The following is a 16,642-nucleotide window of genomic DNA, read 5'->3' on the forward strand; positions in this document are numbered from 1 at the left end:
AGTTCCGGCACATTCCCTAAGCGGGATGTGTATTCAATTGACTTGCCGACGATTAAAGCGCGTTAGTTGACGGTCGTCAGGCATGAAATGGCCACTGACGCTTGAGAGTACCTGCTCCCGCCTATTAACCGCGAGGAGAACAGATATGTTGATCGCCCAAAATCTCAAAACCCGCACCCAAATCAAATTCCCTGATGATTGGTTGGTGCTGCAAGCTGCCCATGACAGTGCATCGAAGATTTTGGGGCGGTCTCCCAAAACCCATCCCTATGCCGATCGCTTGGCAAAGCAGATATTCCGCTTATTTGATCTAGGTCATCGGGACACAGCTATCATCGCCGCAATCGCAGCTCAAAGAGAGCGTGTCCGAGCGGAGCAGATTTGACAACCGAAACAATGCTGACGCTTGTGCCCGGTGCATGTGAGGTGTGTAGCTCTTCGAAGGAGAATGCCATGCTGGCCTTGGCGCACCAACTGCAAAAGAACATGGATTTAGACATGCCAGTTAAAGGAACCGCATAGGCTGTTTAGGATTGCTTAGGTCTGTGATCCCGCCTGTGTTGATGTGCGTGGTTTTGCCCTGCTGCAATCGATGCCTTGCGGAGGGCAGCTTGCTTGCATTTTCCCCCGTTGGAACCATTACCGATGCTTGTTGTTCTTCGCCTCGACGAGGAAAGGGCGTGTGGTGGACGAGAAAGAGGAAAAACCGGACATTGCGAAAGTGGTCAGGGAGCAACTGAACCGGAAAACTTACCGGGATGCGCTGCGCAGTCGCTACAAGCCAATAGCCGATGAGCCAATGACCGACGAGCTGCTGAAGCGGTTGGCAGAGAAAGAAACCAAAGAGCAATCTGACAAGTAACCGTCAGGTTTGGCCGTCTTGCTTTCTGGGCTATCGCGAACTGTTCATTGAAGCTCTTTGGCGACACGTGAGCAAACAACACCGTAACGCCGAGTTTGGTAACGGGCTGCATTGGAGGATTCACCGATGGGTGATCATCGACAGACGAACTTCAGATTATGACCGTGGATACGGAACCCTCCGCTTGGAAGATAGTTCCTTCATAGAAGGAGGTCGATCAGATCCACAAGCACTCCAAAGAGTTAACAAACATGGCGCCTAGCGAGTCCGCGTCCTCTCTGTGGCGTACCGAAAATCTGCGCCGTGCTATCGAGGCGGCTGGTGTGGCCCTATGGGCGTGGAACGTCGATAACGATCAGTTCGCGATGGATAATCAAGCGTTCGAACTTTGGGGCCTTCCTCCGAACGAAAATGTTTCGTTTGAGATTTTATCAGCTCATATTCATCCCGCCGACAGGGACAGGGTACGCGCCGCATTTACCGCAACGCGGGGCCTTGTAGGGGCTTACGAAACCGACTTCCGTATTATGGTGGGGGATGAAATTCGATGGATATCAGCGCGTGGCCTTGGCGGCGACACTGGATTGCACGAACGTCACATGTTTGGAATATTCCTGGACGTTACTGGCCGCAAGCAAGCTGAAGAAGGGAACGAGCTACTGGCAGGAGAAATGAGTCATCGTGTAAAAAACCTGCTGGCGATCGCAAGCGGACTGACCAATATAACTTCGAGATCCACGACTACTGCCGCCGAAATGGCTACGGAACTGATAGCGAGACTGGCAGCACTCGGACGAGCGCATGACCTTGTACGCCCACTCCCCGGTCATCAAGGTCACACTGCACTTCTCGGCGATTTGTTGTCGGTATTGCTTTCGCCATATGAAGACATGGGAGCGTTCAGCGGTCGTATTCGCGTCGCAGTGCCACGCATGGGGGTGGGTGAAAGTTCGGCCACTGCGTTAGCGCTAGTTATCCATGAACTTGCAACGAATTCACTAAAATACGGAGCACTCTCTGCAGATGTTGGAACTCTTGATGTCTCAGGCTCTACGGACGAGGAGTACGTAACGATTGTTTGGACCGAACGAGGTGGGCCGACGGTGGAAGCTCCTACCGGGGCAACGGGCTATGGGAGTAAACTAGTCCATCGCAGCGTCTCAAGCTCGCTGGGTGGCTCAATTACATACGACTGGTCGAGTGATGGAGTCGCCGTCGTTCTCAAGCTAAAGGCCAACAAACTATCTGCGTAACCTGGCCAGTAAGGTCGGTCGAGACCACAGCAGCATGCGCGACGATCTTGTGCCGAAGCTGAAATGCTCAAAATGCAAATCCAAAAACATGGTCTGTTTCTGTCGGCGAAGAGTACCGAAGGCTTTGGACATATGCGATCAGGAGTGACCATCGTCAGATGGGAACTCAATGGGCTCCAGACCCTGTAAAACCCGTAACCTGTTCGCCGTAGCGATTGAGAGATTAGTCCACATATCAGCGATTGTGTCGGCTGCTTCGGTCATGCTGGCTTCCACGTCGTATTGTTCCATCTCATCGATAATACATCAAAGGTTTGAGCGCCTTCCTCCACGACACGATAAAGTCGTGCCGCCTGGCTGGGTGTCAGATCTGGTAATTTGAGAGTCTGATTCACGTCTTCTGCGATCCGCGTAGCAAAATCCGCTTGTTCCTGCAGTATGGTGATCCAATCTATGGTCATGTTATCCTCAGTCGGCCATTTCTAAGAAAGCTCTGGCGAAGGTAAGCGGCGGATGCCCTCTAGTCGGCAACTTCTTTGGCTGGTGCGAGTTGAGCATCAGGAGGAAACTGCCATGGAAAATCCAGACACCGCTGACAAACGCAGTTCGTTAAAACGAGGCGATCGTATAACAGTACTTCAGGGTAGTAATAACAGCTCTGACATTAACGAGGATGATAAATGGACGCCGGCAACTGTAGTCTCGACTTCCGCGGCTGCTGTGACCGTTAAATTCGCGGATGATGGCCAAGAGGTTATACCGTGGGATTCCGGACGTATTTGCACACGAGACAACAAATAGCTTCGATACCAACAATCGGTGAAATCACTCTCTGATGTCCGCTTCTAGAAGCGGACAGTCAGCCATCGGCCCCAAAGCTGCGGTTTGGCGATCGTGGCGCGACTGACCGCTTTGCGCCCTATATTGGTCGTTCAGTCCAACTTGGCGATTTCCTCAAACCTGCCGGTCCGCTTAGGGTAGAAAGCTGACATTCTTCTCTGCGTAGCCCTGCCCGTGCCTTCGTCTCTCACGCAGAGCCGAACATACTGACCAGGCGCGAGCGACAGGGCACGGGCTGTGACCTCGTCGATTTCTATATTTTCAGTAGTGATCGTAATAGTGCCGCCGTCTGGCATCGCGTCGCGCGCGTTGATGCAAAGATTTAGCAGTGCATTTTCGACCTGACCAACGTCTGAGGCGGGAACACATCGAGATCAATATCGGGAGCAAAAAACACCGCGTTCGCGATCCTGTAGCGTTGCCAAAGCGAGGATCGGCCTACATAGGCCTCGATTATGAATGATGATCAAGCTGCCTTTGACACAGCTCGCTAGCAAGGCGCTGGAACTGCGGGCAAAATCACATCCGCCGACTGGTAAAACTTGGCCAACTCAAAGCCACCAAACAAAATTTAAGTTGGCAATCTCGGCCCAAGCCGTGAGGACTACGAAGCTAAAGTATGGTTGAATGTTGGTGACTAACTAATTCGAGTGCGTCGAACGCCGTGGGTGTTGCAGAAAAAGATCGACCCCTTGAAGCCTCGCCAACTCCATTCGCATGTTGGCAAGGCGGCTTGTTTTCTCAGGAACGCGACCTACCGTATTGGGAACCTTCTTCGGCCTGCAGCTTCTATTTCATACGTTGGTGTCCAGCGGACCGCCCGCTCAAAACATCATTGGCCTTCGTTCAAGATTTGACGATCTAGTGGGTTTGCTATCCCGCCCTTGCGATCGATCTGCTGCGCTACGAGCGCTTGAAGCCGCCACAGATTGCGGTCTCGAATGCCTTTTGCCTCGAGGTGCGTCACAGTGTTGAGTAGATATTCGGCCCCTGAACCCACGTGACCACATGCTTGAGCCAACACATCCGCAACAACTTCGAGAGGGAGATTTCCTGCGTAGAGCGGTGAAGCGCGGTTCATGACAAAGCCCAAGGCTGGGGTTGAGCCAGAGGTCGTCTCGACCGTGATCCAGCGCGGCGTGCTGTTAGCGGGTTTGTACTTGAATTCGCGCCGAAACAGTTTCCCGAATTGCCCTTCCAGGTCATTCTTTGGTAGCTCGTACAGGATACCCCGGCACTGCCCTCCGCGGTCGAGAGCCATCATAAGGCCAGGCTGTTCAAGCGTCCCCCGGAAGCGGGTCATTCGAAAGCAAAAAGAGCGATGCCAACCTCGAGCAACGCCTATTTGTTCGCCGACATGTTCGATCTCCGGTTTCCATATCAATGAACCATACGCGAAGAGCAGAGTTGGGGAACCCGGAGCGGGATGGGTCTTGATGATCCGCTTCACCCAATCGTCATAGTCCGCATCGTTGTGAAGCTCGACACCAGGTTCTATGCCGCCGTCGTCGATCGCGTGATGGACCCGTGCGACGTGGGCCGGGGTCAAGCTAAGTGATCTTGGTCTGCCCTGCATGGTTGAAGTCTCCGCACGGTACGAAAGATCGCCGATTGAACACTTGAAAGCAACGGTCGGCGCGCCATCCGAGCCACGCCAACTACGCCTGAAATCAATTGTTGGGGGAGACGCACGCCCGTCGCGGACCGTAGTAGGGCTGGAACGTGTTGTCGTAAGCCCTATAGGACCGGTAGCGGGCATAGCACCAGCGCGCGTGTGTGTTGCCGCCATAATAGACCTGGCGGTAATTGCGTGGCGCGTAGTAGCGCGGACGGTAATAGGTCGGCCCGTAGTAGCCCTCATCGTAGTAGCTGGGGCCATAATACCTCGGCTGCGCCAGCAATCCGCCGATGATTACGCCAGTCGCGAGCCCGCCCAGTGCCCAAGCCCAATCGTCGTTACCATTGTAGTGTCCATGCCCGCGGTAGCCTCGATAGCCGCCCCAGTATCCACGGTTGTAACCGCCGCGGTAACGCCTGTACTCGACCGGCTGCGCCTCTTGGACTTCGATCTTCGGCACGGCAACGGTGGGAAACGCCATGGCCGGCGGGGCGCTCGTCAGCGCCGTCACCAGCGACAGGGCAAAGATTGCTGACCTTTTCATTGGCTTCACCTTTCCTCTACAGTCCTCCGCGTCGAAGACGGCGCGCAAGGACCCTGCAGCCCTTTAAATGCTCGCGCGATTTTACTCCAAAATCGATTTTGACTCGAGAAATTATGCATTAGCAGCAAAGCTCTCTTTCAAAAATGGTCCATTCGCGGTGTCGCATCGCCGCGCGCGAACAACGCATTTTGTTGATCCGCGAACGCTCGTATGTTGGCCCACGACAGCCGACTTAAACGGCTGCTTTCGCAGGGCTGTTCTTAAAAGCTGCCTGACCGGAATAGGCTCCAAAGCTGCGGTTTGGCGATCGTGGCGCGACTCACCGATTTGCGCCAACAGCGGTCATTGGTGCTGAAAATCTTATCCCTTGACGTGCGTTTGCTGGTGTGGCGCTTCGTTTGAGAGTATTCTTGTTCTTTTAAGAGGTTGCCTAGCCTGTGCTCAGGAGGAGCTCTCCAATGGCGCGCTGTGCCCATATTGCCCTTCTCGCTATCATCGCTCTGGGACTGTTCAATGGTACTGCACTGGCAGCGGAACCTCTAGTCCCGAGCTGGATCAAGAACGCACCCGCAGCCAAAACCGTAAGCATAGAGATTGTTGCCGATTGGAACCAGGTGGAACGGTACCGCAGGGACAATATCCGGACCGACATCATCGACTTCAACGGATATTGGGGCGGCAATCTAACGATCATCGTGCCAACCGATTGGTCAGTAGAAATCACGTTCATCAATGGGTCTTTGTCTTTTCGGCATAGCCTAATGGTGACCAGAGTCTATGCTCAGTCAGAGATGCCTGTGAAGTTGACGGCCAAGGACGCTATATGGGGGGCGTATACCGACCCGCCAGGGGGAATCCAAACCAATGAGCGGAGACAACTCAACTTTGTTGCTCAGCAAGCCGGAGACTATTTCCTCGCCTGCGCAAGGCAAACGCATCTGATGGACGGCCACTGGATAGGTTTCGAGGTGAGAGACAACCTCAACAACGCCGCAGCAATCGTGCATAACGACAAATTTCCGCAAGACCAACCCCCGGGACGTCCGTAGATCTGCTCCACCTTTTCCTCCAATCGAGATCTGCCAGATTCGAGGGTGACCGTGCGATAGAAGGCACGTCCGCTTCGCGCCTCATACCGGACGTACAGGCGAATTTTGCTGTACCCGGAAGCAGACATCGCCGCTGACATGACTGAGTTGTGACCATGCCAAAAAACGGGATCCGACCACGTCGGGCACAGGATGGGGAAAAGTGCGGGAGCCGAAGGACGTCAGCTGGGGAGGGGATGTCTTCTGACGTCCAAAAGTCTCCCGCAATAATGATCGGGAGACTTGGGGCGTTAGGCGAAGTTAGCGGGCCTCGCGACCTAGCTGCAGAATACACCCGTGGAATGACGGGGGGCACTGCACACAATCGGCTACCCACCGAGAAGTGAAAAGGGAGGAGCGCAAACGCGAAAGTGTTTGGTGCCGCGATTACGGTCCTCCCAAAAGAACCGTGAAATCAGAACGGATAGAGCCTTCGCAGTCCGTCGGGGAAAGTACACCCTGGAAGCGGCCCAGTCTTTCACTACAATTGCTTACCGTTTGGCTCGGCCTGCGAACCCGTGTATGCAGTGCTCCTCCATTGTGGGATGCAGTTCGCCCATAGCGTGTTCGACGCGGTTAATCGGTGAGAAAAAACAACTGGAGAGTTGATTGCGAAGCTGCCAACGCGCCTTAGCCATGACAGCTGGTCGTCACCACAATGATGGATTGTCGACAACGATCGATGTACTCGACACTAAAATGCACATCGTGTTCTATACAACATGGCTACTTCTGATCGCCTGATTGCCGTCGTCGCGCTGTTGAAGGCTACTCGTGCCCGCATTCGTCAAAGGAATCTGGAGTCGTCACATGTTTGCAGATATAGGACGTTTTGGACCGCGACCAATTGTAAGTTTCGCTCGGGTAACCTGGCGGAGATGAAGTGAGATGGCAGGCAATGTAGGAACTCTGTCTGCACTGATGAAGCAAGTAAATGGCGCGACGGATCTTGCCAGGGATGAAAAGCAGGCTCTTCTTCGGGACGCTGCGAGACTGATACGAACGTACAATCACTTGGTTGCATTTTCGGGAATATCTGGGGAAGCATCAGATTGCGACGTTGCTTCGAAACTGGACCATTTTGCCGACGTCATTGATTTCAAATATGGTAGTGAGACGCAGCACATCATGCGTGAGGCCGCCGACACGATCAGGTTTCTTGGTCTTATGATTGGAGTCAAACAGGTTTCTGATGACGTCCTTTGATCAATTAGGAACATCTGGCAACCTCTTCCGTCAGGCCGTACGTGAATCAACATCCGTTGCCTACGTCGCTGAATGGTTGATTTCTGTGTGATGTCTAAATTTTCCAACGTCGGGAACGTTTGCTAACACCAGTTGTTGTTTTTTAAGCGACGCCAATGGTCGACCATTCCAGCCAATCCAATTGGTTGAGCAGTGGAGCGTTTAAGGGTGCGTCCAAGGATGGAGCAAACCAATGCAAATAAAACCTGACATCCCAGTCGAAGATCATGAATCCATTGCGTCCGAAACGGAAAGCGATACCTATTTGGCCGATCAGGTGCTTCAAAGAACGAATGAGGCAAATCCAGAGCAGGAAAGAGTAGTCGACTTAGGTGATGAATTGCTCGCCATGCGGGCCGAAGTGGACACGATTGCAGAATCCTTAGGGTTGCTCGCGAGTAGTGCAAAAGCACTTATTTCGGATAGTCCGGTGTTACTCGAAAATGAACTGCACAGTTTAATTCAGCGCAAACCATTGACCGCTTTGTTTGGTACGACTGCATTGAGTTTCCTTTTCACCCTTCGCCTGGTAGGCCCTGGCAAGCGTCGCTCGAATTGAGATTTTCAGGCAGATGAGTTCAGACCAGAGGTTAATCGGCTTGCAGCGCGCAAGCTGACCTATGTATCGGAACCACCCGGAGAATTGGACCGAGCACCGATATCATGGAATAACTGACGTCTCGGCCCCAACATTATATCAATCGCGCTCCGTTGAGGCGAGCCATGGAGTAGTCATGGAAGAAGCAGTTCAGGCGTTTGATCTCAAGCGAATGCTTGTGGGAGATCTTCCACTTTTGTTCCTGGTCGAAATTTTTGTCCGAACAACGATCATTTACGCTTATGCGCTCTTACTCATTCGGTGGCTTGGCAGCCGTATAGTCGGCCAATTGTCCATGGTTGAGTTTTTCCTGGTTATCGCACTCGGTTCGGCCGTTGGCGATCCAATGTTCTATCATGACGTTCCGATGATCCACTCCATGATCGTCATCACCGTTATCGTCCTGTTCAACCGGTTGCTCGACGAATTTGTCTTCAGGAATCGGAAAGCTGCTGACATCATTGAGGGGGCGACGGTTGAATTGGTGCGTGACGGCGTGATCCAGCATCAAACCGTTGGTGGATTGAAGATCAGCAATCAGGAGCTTTTCCAATTGCTGCGCGCTAAGGGAATTGAAAACCTGGGTGAGGTTCGGGCAGCTTATTTCGAACCGGATGGAAGCCTGAGCGTGTTCAAACTGGGCTCGAAGGGTCAATTTCGAGGCCTGCAGATCGAACCGCCCTGGTCACTTCAACCACCGCATTGTCAACGAGCTGGAGAACGCGTCAGCAAAGGCCGGATTTCCTGTGAGCGGTGCGGCTATACGGAGGAAGTCACAAGTGAATCTGGCCTCACTAACTGTCCCAATTGTTCCTACGATCGATGGGTCACGTCACAAACTCCCTGATGAAAATGGCCGTGATCAAGATGCGTTCGTCGTCCTAAATTTTCATTCTGAAGGTTTGCTTCGCGTTTGATTGACCAACTATGGTTCGGCCCATAAGTTGATCCGATGGAATCCTCTTCAGTACTGGCCCGCAACAATGTGAAAATCTCAGGCTCCGGTGCGCGACCAATGATGTTCGCACATGGATTTGGATGTGATCAGAGTATGTGGCGATATATATGGCCGGCCTTCGGAGAGCAGTTTCGAACGGTCCTTTTTGACCATGTCGGTGCCGGAAGATCCGATCTATCTGCGTATGATGCGCAGAAGTATTCGACCTTGCATGCTTATGCAGACGACATCGTTGCGATAGGCCGAGAACTTGAGTTCAATGATGCCGTGTTCGTCGGCCACTCCGTGAGCGCCATGATGGGCGTGCTCGCCTCCGTGAAGGCACCAGGGATGTTCGGCGCACTGATCCTTGTCGGGCCATCCGCGCGGTATATCGACGACGGCGACTATCGGGGCGGCTTCTCTCGCAAGGATATCGATGAGCTTCTCGATTCCCTTGCCGATAATCACATGGGCTGGTCAGCCGCGATGGCTCCGGTCATCATGGGAAATCCGGATCGACCCGAACTGGGCGAAGAGTTGACCAACAGCTTTTGCCGCACCGATCCTGCCATCGCCAAGGCTTTCGCGCGGGTGACTTTCATGTCGGACAATCGGGATGATCTTTCAAAGGTGACCGCGCGAACGCTCATCCTGCAGTGCTCCGACGATATCATCGCGGCCGAGAACGTCGGGCAATATGTCCACCAGAACATTCCCGGGAGCAACTATAAGTTGCTAGAGGCGACCGGTCACTGCCCGAATTTGAGCGCACCGCATGAAGTGATTGCCGCCATGAATGATTTTCTCGATGCGCGGTAACGATCCCAACGATTTGGTACCGCCGAACGAGGACTTCGAAGACCTATACGAAAACGCCCCATGCGGATATCTTTCGATGTTGCCGAACGGTCGCATTTTCAAGGTTAATCGCACGTACCTGGCTTGGACCGGATATAGCCACGATGAGATAATTGGACGACCGTTGCGAGACTTTCTGCCTGTCGCCGGAAAGATGTTTTATGAGACGCATTTCGCTCCGCTTCTGAGAATTCAAGGCTTCTACAATGAAGTCGCCCTGGACATAGTTACCGCGAGGGGAAGCCGGATACCAATGCTGGCAAATGCATTGCAACGTATGGATGGTTCCGGGCAGCTACTGTTCACACGGCTGACACTGTTTCCAGCAGCCGACAGGCGTCGCTTCGAAAGGGGTCTTGTCGATGCGCAGGCGGCGTCCAACGATAAAATCAAAACGCTTGAGGCGGACTCGGAATTGCGCGAACAGTTCGTGGCGGTACTTGGCCACGACCTGCGCAATCCGCTGGCATCCATCAGTGGAGGTATCAGGATGCTGGAGCGGGACGCAGCGGGAAAAGACGAGCAGGTGCTTAAGCTGATGCAGGGCAGCGTAACCAGGATGTCTGCACTTATCGACGATGTCATGGATTTCGCGCGTAGTCGCCTCGGGGGCGGGATCGGTGTCGAACTCAAGCCAACGGATGTGCTCGAAGCGGTTCTCGAACAGGTCGTCGCGGAGCTTCGTACAGCTGAACCCGACTGGGTTCTAACTGTCAGCGTTGGCAGGTTGGGGACAGTGATATGCGACGCCGCCCGCATCGGCCAAATGGTGTCGAATTTGTTGGGCAATGCCTTGGTGCATGGATCAAAAACACAACCAGTCCGCTTACTTGCGTCCACAAAGGGAGGCGCTCTTGAAATCGAGGTCGTCAATGCTGGCGAGGCCATACCGTCTGACCAACTCGAGCGGCTCTTTAAGCCATTCATTCGCGGTGAATCGAGTGGTGCTAGAGAAGGGCTTGGTTTAGGCCTTTTCATTGCGTCGGAGATAGCCAAGGCCCATGGTGCAACGTTGGTGGCAACCAGTACCCCGGAAGAGACCCGCTTCAAATTCAGCATGAGAGTAGACCCGGTCGGCGGATAAATTGCGAAAACTCCGCATTGGGCCTGTTGCGGGGCTCAGCTGCGAACCACGCAAGGAGCAGGTTTCGCTTCCCCAGCAGGCGAAGCCTGACGGCGCCTGTCCATGCAGTCGCCATCGCAAGGTCGTGCGTCGCTCCGTTCCGTGAACTGCGGGCGTCGTGGCTACTTATCAACGATCAAGATGCATCGAAACATATCGGCCTATGAGAATAGCCGGCATTGCCGAGGCTTCCGGAGCATACCGCTCGCAAAAAATATGCCCCACTGCCAAAGGCAATGGGGCATTCCAATTAAAACTACTGCCAAGTCTGATTGTTGTACCAATCATCGACGTCTTTCTTGGCCTCGTCTCTCGCTTTGCCGTAGCGTTCCTGAATCTTGCCCTCGAGTTGATCTCGCTTGCCCGCAATAATATCAAGGTCGTCGTCAGTAAGCTTTCCCCACTGCTCTTTTACTTTACCCTTAGCTTGCTTCCAGTTGCCTTCAATACGGTTCCAGTCCATAGCGTTTCTCCTTAAGTTGATGTGGGACCAACGCTGTACTGCGGTAAAAAGTTCCGCAGACGGAAGAGTTCCGAAACACAGTTCGGGCATTCACACGGAGCACGTTAAGGGTTTTTGACGCTCTCGTTAGTACCCCCAAGCGCAAGGCTGAATCGTCCCTGCGCGTTTGACGCTGCGTGTCCACTTCTCGTGCGATGCAACCTCTAAAAAGCGGTTCAAACTCTCAAGATCCACAGTTTGTGGAACCTTCGTCCAAGCCGCTTGTTAGCAGCACAGGATCGTCGTCTTCCAACCTTCGGAGGGAGGGAGAAAGTCAGGGGTCGGGCGTTCGCGCCGCAATTGGTCGGCTAGCAAACAGGGAATTGCTATGAAACGGATTGCCCTTGCACTTTACGTATTTTCGCTTTTAGCCGCTTTGCGTGCCCTCCAGAAGAAGCCCAAATTACGGCCGGCATCAAACCCGAAGCTGCTGGCCGGGAAGAGTGGGTCCTGTTCAATCGCCTCCGATCATTGGGAGAACGCAGTAGAGGAAGTGTTCGAGCCGCGGCGCGGCCGCAACGCAGATTCCCCTGCCGAAATTCCAGCGCTGGGATGGAGGGATGTTCTCTACAGGGTCTACCAGTCGTTGGAGCAGGATCGGGTCATGCTGATAGCTGCGGGTTCGACTTTCTATTTGCTGCTCGCCCTGTTTCCTGCTCTTACGGCATTCGTGTCGCTTTACGGATTTCTGGCGGACCGTGCCACGGTTGCAGGCAACATATCGCTGCTTGCGGGGATATTGCCTAACGACGCCATTGGTCTCATTCGAGCTCAGCTAGAGGCTTTGGCAACCCAGGATGTGAAAGCGCTTGGCGTTGGGTTCCTTCTCGGTCTCATGGTGGCTCTGTGGAGTGCGAACAACGGGTTCAAAGCCATATTCGAAGCATTGAACGTTGCGTACGGAGAGGATGAGCGCCGCAGTTTTTTGCGATTGAACCTGATTTCCTTCCTTTTTACATTTGGTGGTTTGTTCTTCGGAATTGTCCTTATCGCCGTTCTGGGAATTATCCCCCCGGTGTTGGACATACTCGGGCTCGCTGGCTGGAGCGAAGCGCTGATCAGGATAGCCCGATGGCCGCTCATGGCTATAATCGTCGCTCTCGCTATCTCTCTCATTTATCGGTTCGGCCCCGACCGCGAGTACGCAAAGTGGCGCTGGCTTTCAATCGGAGCTGTCCTTTCGGCCTTGGTGTGGATCATCGCATCGGCCGGTTTCACGTTCTATCTGTCCAACTTTGCCGATTACAATGCGACTTACGGTACCTTGGGCGCGGTCGTGGGCCTGATGATGTGGACTTGGATCTCGCTGATAATCCTCATTCTTGGCGCGGAACTCAACGCAGAACTGGAACATCAAACTGCGGTGGACAGTACCACCGGAGAACCACTCCCCATGGGCCAACGGGGCGCAGTGGTAGCGGACACCCTCGGCAAGTCTATCAACTAGGTAGATCCCGTGCACGTGTATGTGAGCGTGCTGTCCGTTCAGCAATCGCCGCGGTCTGGTTGCGGGCGAGTTCTTGATCCGCATCGCGCCTCTTTTGAGCCCCGATCTCAATTCCGGGCGTTCGAGGGGACAATCCGCCATACGACGTTGCCGACATCGTCGGCAACGAGCAACGCGCCCGCCTTGTCCACCGCGACACCAACAGGCCTGCCGCGTGCTCCGCCATCAGGGCCAACGAAGTCCGTTAGGATATCCTTCGGCCAGCCTTGCGGCCTGCCATCCTTGAAGGGCACAAAAATAACCTTGTAGCCGCTGGGGGGATTACGGTTCCAAGAGCCATGTTGGCCTATGAAGGCGCCTCCCTGATATGACGGCCCAAGCAGCGAGCCGCTATAGAAGGTCAACCCCAAAGATGCGGTATGCGAGCCAAGCGCATAGTCAGGTTTGATTGCACGGCTGACGAGGTCGGGGCGCTGCGGTTTCGCCCGGATGTCGACGTGCGGTCCGAAGTAACTATACGGCCAACCATAAAATCCGCCGTCTTTAACCGATGTCATATAGTCGGGCACGAGGTCGTTGCCTATTTCGTCGCGCTCGTTAACGGCGACCCATAATCTTCCATCGTACGGGTTCCAAGACAGGCCGTTCGGATTACGCAATCCGGAAGCAAACACCCTGGTCGTTCTACTGGACAGATCAACGACCAATACTGCAGCCCGATTTTTTTCCGCGTCGATTCCATTCTCTCCGACGTTGCTGTTCGAGCCGACAGTTACATAGAGTTTCTTGCCATCACGACTGGCAATGACGTCCTTGGTCCAATGGTGGTTGATGGGGCCGGCAGGCAGGTCGACGATTTTTTCCGGCGGCGTGGTTATGCGGGTAGCGCCTTGCGAATAGCGATAGGCGACGATGGCATCGGTATTGGCAATGTAAAGCCGATCGTTCAAGAGGGCCATTCCGAACGGCGAATTGAGATGTTCGATGAATGGCGTGCGTAGATCGGCCACACCATCATGGTCAGTGTCGCGCAACAGGGTAATCCGGTTGGCACTTTCAACACTCGCACCGGCACGCTTCATGAAGATCCCCATGATCCATTTGCGAAAGCTGAATCCGCTGTCGTGCTTTGGAGGAGCATTGGTTTCGGCAACCAGGACATCACCATTGGGCAGTACATGCAGCCAGCGTGGATGATCCAGCCCCTTTGCGAAGGCGTTTACCGTCAATCCCCTTGCCGGCGTCGGCGTCACGCCGGATGGCCATCCTTTTGCGTCCGCTATTTTGACTGTCGGGACGAGAGCTGATCTCGGAGGCGGAAGCACGGGGTTGGGCCCATAGCCTTCTCTGTCCAGTACTGGCGCTTGTTGAGATGGAACGGCAACGCAACCCATGGGCAGAGTACCGATAACAATGCCCGTCACACGGGATCGAAACAAAGCACCCATTTAAACATCTCCGCAATTATTATGGGGCCGAGGTTTCAATTTCCGCCCATGGTGTCAAGGATGACACCATACACCCCTTTCAGGTCCGAAAATGCGGACTATTGATTCTTGACAGCAGCCTCCCGCGACCAGACACGAAGCTTTCCAAGTTGAGCAATGAAGGGCGCAATGTCCTTCGCACTTTTGATGAGGATCACGCCTTCATCAAGGGCGTCCGCAATTCCTGCCTTCTTTAACAGTGGCAATGCTGGTTCTGTATAGCCAATAATCTTGCAATGGGCGAACGCATCGGCGACGAAATCTCGGGCCGACGGGTTCTTGAGCAGATCCGTCGCCGCCGAGACCAACAACACCACCGCGTCATAAAGCACGGATGGTGCCCCATCGATCATCTGATTGGCATCAAAGTTGTTCCCATCTGCCGCTTTCGCTCCTCCAACCGACGGCGCAATGATTTCGAACGTCGCCCCTTCTGCTGTTATAGCTTTTTGCAGTTTTTTCAGCACTGCGGCATCAAAACCGTCTGTGATCAGAACGCCAAGCTTTCGCCCCTCGAAACGTTTGGGACCTTGTTCAATTATGCTGAGGGCGGATGACGGAGCGAGATCCTGACGTGTAGGCACGGCCGCATCGGCCGGCTTCGGCATTGCCTTCAAGCCAAGCCCTTTCGCGACACTTCCAGCTAGATCGTGATCAATATTGATCAAGTGCGATACCATGCGTTCTCGGATCACAGTCGTCTCGACCTTGCTCAATTCGAAGATCAGGGCGGCGGCAATGTGATTCTGCTCCGTCGATGTTTGGCTGATAAAAAATTGCCTCGCCTGGCTGTAGTGGTCGGCAAAGGATTCGGCTCTGAGCCTGGCCTTCTCCCCGGAAACCGCTTCGGCAAGTGTCGGGAAACCGCGATCGGGTGACTCCCGTGGCCCTTCACCCCAAGAATTCGGTTGATAATTGACGCGTCCGACGGGGTTGCGCATAGCCATGTGACCGTCCTGCTGAAAATGCGCAAATGGACATTTGGGGGCATTGATTGGAATGTGGGTGAAGTTGGGGCCGCCGAGCCGTTTCAGTTGCGTGTCGAGATAGGAGAAATTGCGCCCTTGCAGCAAGGGGTCGTCGGAGAAATCAATCCCAGGGGGGACGTTCTGGGTCATGAAGGCAACCTGCTCGGTCTCGGCAAAGAAATTGTCAGGCATGCGATCGAGTACAAGACGTCCGACGGGGATGGGAGGAAGAACCTCTTCAGGAATGAGCTTTGTCGCATCAAGGACATCAAAATCAAACCTGTCCGCAAACGCCTGGTCAAACAGCTGGATCTGCAGCTCCCACTCCGGGAACGACCCGGTCTTAATGGCTTGCCATAAATCGCGCCGGTGGAAATCCGGATCGGCTCCATTGATCTTGACCGCCTCGTTCCAGACAACCGACTGGAGCCCAAGCTTTGGTTTCCAGTGAAACTTTACAAAAGTCGATTCGTCTTTGGCATTGATAAATCGAAACGTGTGAACGCCAAATCCTTCCATGAATCGGAACGACCGCGGTATGGCGCGGTCTGACATCACCCACATGATCATATGCATGCTTTCGGGTGTCAGGGTGATGAAATCCCAGAAATTGTCGTGCGCCGACTGGGCTTGCGGGAAACCTCGGTCGGGCTCCTGTTTGACGGCATGAATAATGTCCGGGAATTTTATGGCGTCCTGGATGAAGAAGACCGGGATGTTATTACCAACGATGTCCCAGTTCCCTTCCTGGGTGTAAAGTTTGACGGCAAAACCTCTAACGTCGCGTGCGAGGTCGAATGAACCCTTGCTACCGGCCACCGTGGAAAATCTGACAAATGCAGGCGTTTTTTCTCCCGCACGCTGAAAGAGGTCGGCGCGGGTGTATTTTGCAAGCGAATCGTATGTTTCGAAATAGCCATGAGCACCATAACCCCTGGCATGCACCACGCGCTCGGGGATACGCTCATGATCGAAATGGAAAATCTTCTCCCGAAAATGGAAATCTTCGACCAACAGCGGACCTCTCGAACCTTGTCGGAGAGCATTCTGGTCATCTCGCACCGGACCACCCTGCGCCGTGGTGAGGAGAGGGGTGTCATTTCCTGCAATCTGGTGCAACTCCCCACCTTCCCCTCGATAGAGTGTTTGGTCGTGGACTGTCACGCTTTTGGTAGGTTTCGTCTTGGATGACTTCGACATGGCCATTCCTTGCCTTATTAGGGGATACTGCACTGGCCAGAGGTCAACGCGGAGCCGATGCTAGAGTTC

17 protein-coding genes are annotated in these 16,642 nt (G+C 53.9%); 10 read left to right on the forward strand and 7 right to left on the reverse strand.

The features are described from left to right. The first annotated feature begins 145 nt into the window (after positions 1–145). The 3 genes from K9U38_RS21250 (at position 146) to K9U38_RS21260 (ending at position 2,115) form a co-directional block, all read left to right on the forward strand. Positions 146–385, forward strand: coding sequence for a hypothetical protein (locus K9U38_RS21250; protein ID WP_224496357.1), 240 nt, complete (start codon positions 146–148; stop codon positions 383–385). A 300-nt stretch (positions 386–685) separates the two neighbouring features. Continuing rightward, positions 686–862 carry a hypothetical protein gene (locus tag K9U38_RS21255; protein ID WP_224496358.1) on the forward strand — a complete coding sequence of 59 codons (177 nt, stop codon included), beginning with the start codon at positions 686–688 and terminating at the stop codon, positions 860–862. A 251-nt stretch (positions 863–1,113) separates the two neighbouring features. Then, positions 1,114–2,115: a sensor histidine kinase gene (locus K9U38_RS21260; protein WP_224496359.1), complete on the forward strand. Its 1,002-nt coding sequence runs from the start codon at positions 1,114–1,116 to the stop codon at positions 2,113–2,115. A 260-nt stretch (positions 2,116–2,375) separates the two neighbouring features. Here K9U38_RS21260 and K9U38_RS21265 read toward each other — a convergent pair whose 3' ends face one another. The 4 genes from K9U38_RS21265 to K9U38_RS21280 all read right to left on the reverse strand — a co-directional run bounded on the left by K9U38_RS21265 (position 2,376) and on the right by K9U38_RS21280 (position 5,117). Beyond that, positions 2,376–2,576 (reverse strand): hypothetical protein, encoded by a 201-nt coding sequence (locus tag K9U38_RS21265; RefSeq protein ID WP_224496360.1) that lies wholly within the window; start codon positions 2,574–2,576, stop codon positions 2,376–2,378. Positions 2,577–3,047: 471 nt separating this feature from the next. Beyond that, positions 3,048–3,284 (reverse strand): ATP-binding protein, encoded by a 237-nt coding sequence (locus K9U38_RS21270; RefSeq protein WP_370632028.1) that lies wholly within the window; start codon positions 3,282–3,284, stop codon positions 3,048–3,050. A 503-nt stretch (positions 3,285–3,787) separates the two neighbouring features. Next, complete coding sequence (locus K9U38_RS21275) at positions 3,788–4,531, reverse strand: gamma-glutamylcyclotransferase (RefSeq protein ID WP_224496361.1); 744 nt, start codon at positions 4,529–4,531, stop codon at positions 3,788–3,790. Positions 4,532–4,625: 94 nt separating this feature from the next. Further along, positions 4,626–5,117, reverse strand: a complete 492-nt coding sequence (locus K9U38_RS21280; protein WP_224496362.1) for a BA14K family protein — start codon at positions 5,115–5,117, stop codon at positions 4,626–4,628. Between the two features lie 458 nt (positions 5,118–5,575). Between K9U38_RS21280 and K9U38_RS21285 the strand changes: the two genes are divergently transcribed. The 6 genes from K9U38_RS21285 to K9U38_RS21310 all read left to right on the forward strand — a co-directional run bounded on the left by K9U38_RS21285 (position 5,576) and on the right by K9U38_RS21310 (position 10,930). Then, positions 5,576–6,166, forward strand: coding sequence for a sulfocyanin-like copper-binding protein (locus K9U38_RS21285; RefSeq protein ID WP_224496363.1), 591 nt, complete (start codon positions 5,576–5,578; stop codon positions 6,164–6,166). 927 nt (positions 6,167–7,093) lie between these two features. Continuing rightward, the gene (locus tag K9U38_RS21290; protein WP_224496364.1) at positions 7,094–7,411 is read left to right on the forward strand and encodes a hypothetical protein; all 318 of its coding nucleotides are present in this window, start codon (positions 7,094–7,096) and stop codon (positions 7,409–7,411) included. A gap of 232 nt (positions 7,412–7,643) precedes the next feature. Then, positions 7,644–8,009, forward strand: a complete 366-nt coding sequence (locus tag K9U38_RS21295; RefSeq protein ID WP_224496365.1) for a hypothetical protein — start codon at positions 7,644–7,646, stop codon at positions 8,007–8,009. A 175-nt stretch (positions 8,010–8,184) separates the two neighbouring features. Next, positions 8,185–8,895, forward strand: coding sequence for a YetF domain-containing protein (locus K9U38_RS21300; RefSeq protein WP_224496366.1), 711 nt, complete (start codon positions 8,185–8,187; stop codon positions 8,893–8,895). 105 nt (positions 8,896–9,000) lie between these two features. Continuing rightward, complete coding sequence (locus tag K9U38_RS21305) at positions 9,001–9,807, forward strand: alpha/beta fold hydrolase (RefSeq protein ID WP_224496367.1); 807 nt, start codon at positions 9,001–9,003, stop codon at positions 9,805–9,807. Then, a complete protein-coding gene (locus K9U38_RS21310; protein WP_224496368.1) occupies positions 9,797–10,930 on the forward strand; it encodes a PAS domain-containing sensor histidine kinase in 1,134 nt (377 codons plus the stop codon). Before K9U38_RS21305 ends, K9U38_RS21310 begins: the two co-directional genes overlap by 11 nt. 295 nt (positions 10,931–11,225) lie before the next feature. Here the strand turns inward: K9U38_RS21310 and K9U38_RS21315 are convergent, their stop codons facing one another. After that, complete coding sequence (locus K9U38_RS21315) at positions 11,226–11,432, reverse strand: CsbD family protein (RefSeq protein WP_224496369.1); 207 nt, start codon at positions 11,430–11,432, stop codon at positions 11,226–11,228. 367 nt (positions 11,433–11,799) lie between these two features. On the opposite strand from K9U38_RS21315, the gene K9U38_RS21320 reads away from it, so the two are divergent. After that, a complete protein-coding gene (locus K9U38_RS21320; protein WP_224496370.1) occupies positions 11,800–12,918 on the forward strand; it encodes a YihY/virulence factor BrkB family protein in 1,119 nt (372 codons plus the stop codon). A 107-nt stretch (positions 12,919–13,025) separates the two neighbouring features. Here the strand turns inward: K9U38_RS21320 and K9U38_RS21325 are convergent, their stop codons facing one another. Continuing rightward, positions 13,026–14,366 (reverse strand): PQQ-dependent sugar dehydrogenase, encoded by a 1,341-nt coding sequence (locus tag K9U38_RS21325; RefSeq protein WP_370632027.1) that lies wholly within the window; start codon positions 14,364–14,366, stop codon positions 13,026–13,028. Between the two features lie 98 nt (positions 14,367–14,464). Then, a complete protein-coding gene (gene katE, locus K9U38_RS21330; protein WP_224496371.1) occupies positions 14,465–16,573 on the reverse strand; it encodes a catalase in 2,109 nt (702 codons plus the stop codon). Between the last annotated feature and the right edge of the window lie 69 nt (positions 16,574–16,642).

The organism is Phyllobacterium lublinensis, from assembly GCF_020164435.1.
GTDB lineage: Bacteria > Pseudomonadota > Alphaproteobacteria > Rhizobiales > Rhizobiaceae > Phyllobacterium > Phyllobacterium lublinensis.

Excerpts from the sequence above, each read along its gene's own strand:
- K9U38_RS21305 (WP_224496367.1), top strand. The coding sequence starts at position 9,001 with ATGGAATCCTCTTCAGTACTGGCCCGCAACAATGTGAAAATCTCAGGC.
- K9U38_RS21315 (WP_224496369.1), bottom strand. The coding sequence starts at position 11,432 with ATGGACTGGAACCGTATTGAAGGCAACTGGAAGCAAGCTAAGGGTAAA.
- K9U38_RS21300 (WP_224496366.1), top strand. The coding sequence starts at position 8,185 with ATGGAAGAAGCAGTTCAGGCGTTTGATCTCAAGCGAATGCTTGTGGGA.
- katE (WP_224496371.1), bottom strand. The coding sequence starts at position 16,573 with ATGTCGAAGTCATCCAAGACGAAACCTACCAAAAGCGTGACAGTCCAC.
- K9U38_RS21285 (WP_224496363.1), top strand. The coding sequence starts at position 5,576 with ATGGCGCGCTGTGCCCATATTGCCCTTCTCGCTATCATCGCTCTGGGA.
- K9U38_RS21250 (WP_224496357.1), top strand. The coding sequence starts at position 146 with ATGTTGATCGCCCAAAATCTCAAAACCCGCACCCAAATCAAATTCCCT.
- K9U38_RS21280 (WP_224496362.1), bottom strand. The coding sequence starts at position 5,117 with ATGAAAAGGTCAGCAATCTTTGCCCTGTCGCTGGTGACGGCGCTGACG.
- K9U38_RS21290 (WP_224496364.1), top strand. The coding sequence starts at position 7,094 with ATGGCAGGCAATGTAGGAACTCTGTCTGCACTGATGAAGCAAGTAAAT.
- K9U38_RS21310 (WP_224496368.1), top strand. The coding sequence starts at position 9,797 with ATGCGCGGTAACGATCCCAACGATTTGGTACCGCCGAACGAGGACTTC.
- K9U38_RS21265 (WP_224496360.1), bottom strand. The coding sequence starts at position 2,576 with ATGACCATAGATTGGATCACCATACTGCAGGAACAAGCGGATTTTGCT.
- K9U38_RS21260 (WP_224496359.1), top strand. The coding sequence starts at position 1,114 with ATGGCGCCTAGCGAGTCCGCGTCCTCTCTGTGGCGTACCGAAAATCTG.
- K9U38_RS21325 (WP_370632027.1), bottom strand. The coding sequence starts at position 14,366 with ATGGGTGCTTTGTTTCGATCCCGTGTGACGGGCATTGTTATCGGTACT.
- K9U38_RS21295 (WP_224496365.1), top strand. The coding sequence starts at position 7,644 with ATGCAAATAAAACCTGACATCCCAGTCGAAGATCATGAATCCATTGCG.
- K9U38_RS21320 (WP_224496370.1), top strand. The coding sequence starts at position 11,800 with ATGAAACGGATTGCCCTTGCACTTTACGTATTTTCGCTTTTAGCCGCT.
- K9U38_RS21275 (WP_224496361.1), bottom strand. The coding sequence starts at position 4,531 with ATGCAGGGCAGACCAAGATCACTTAGCTTGACCCCGGCCCACGTCGCA.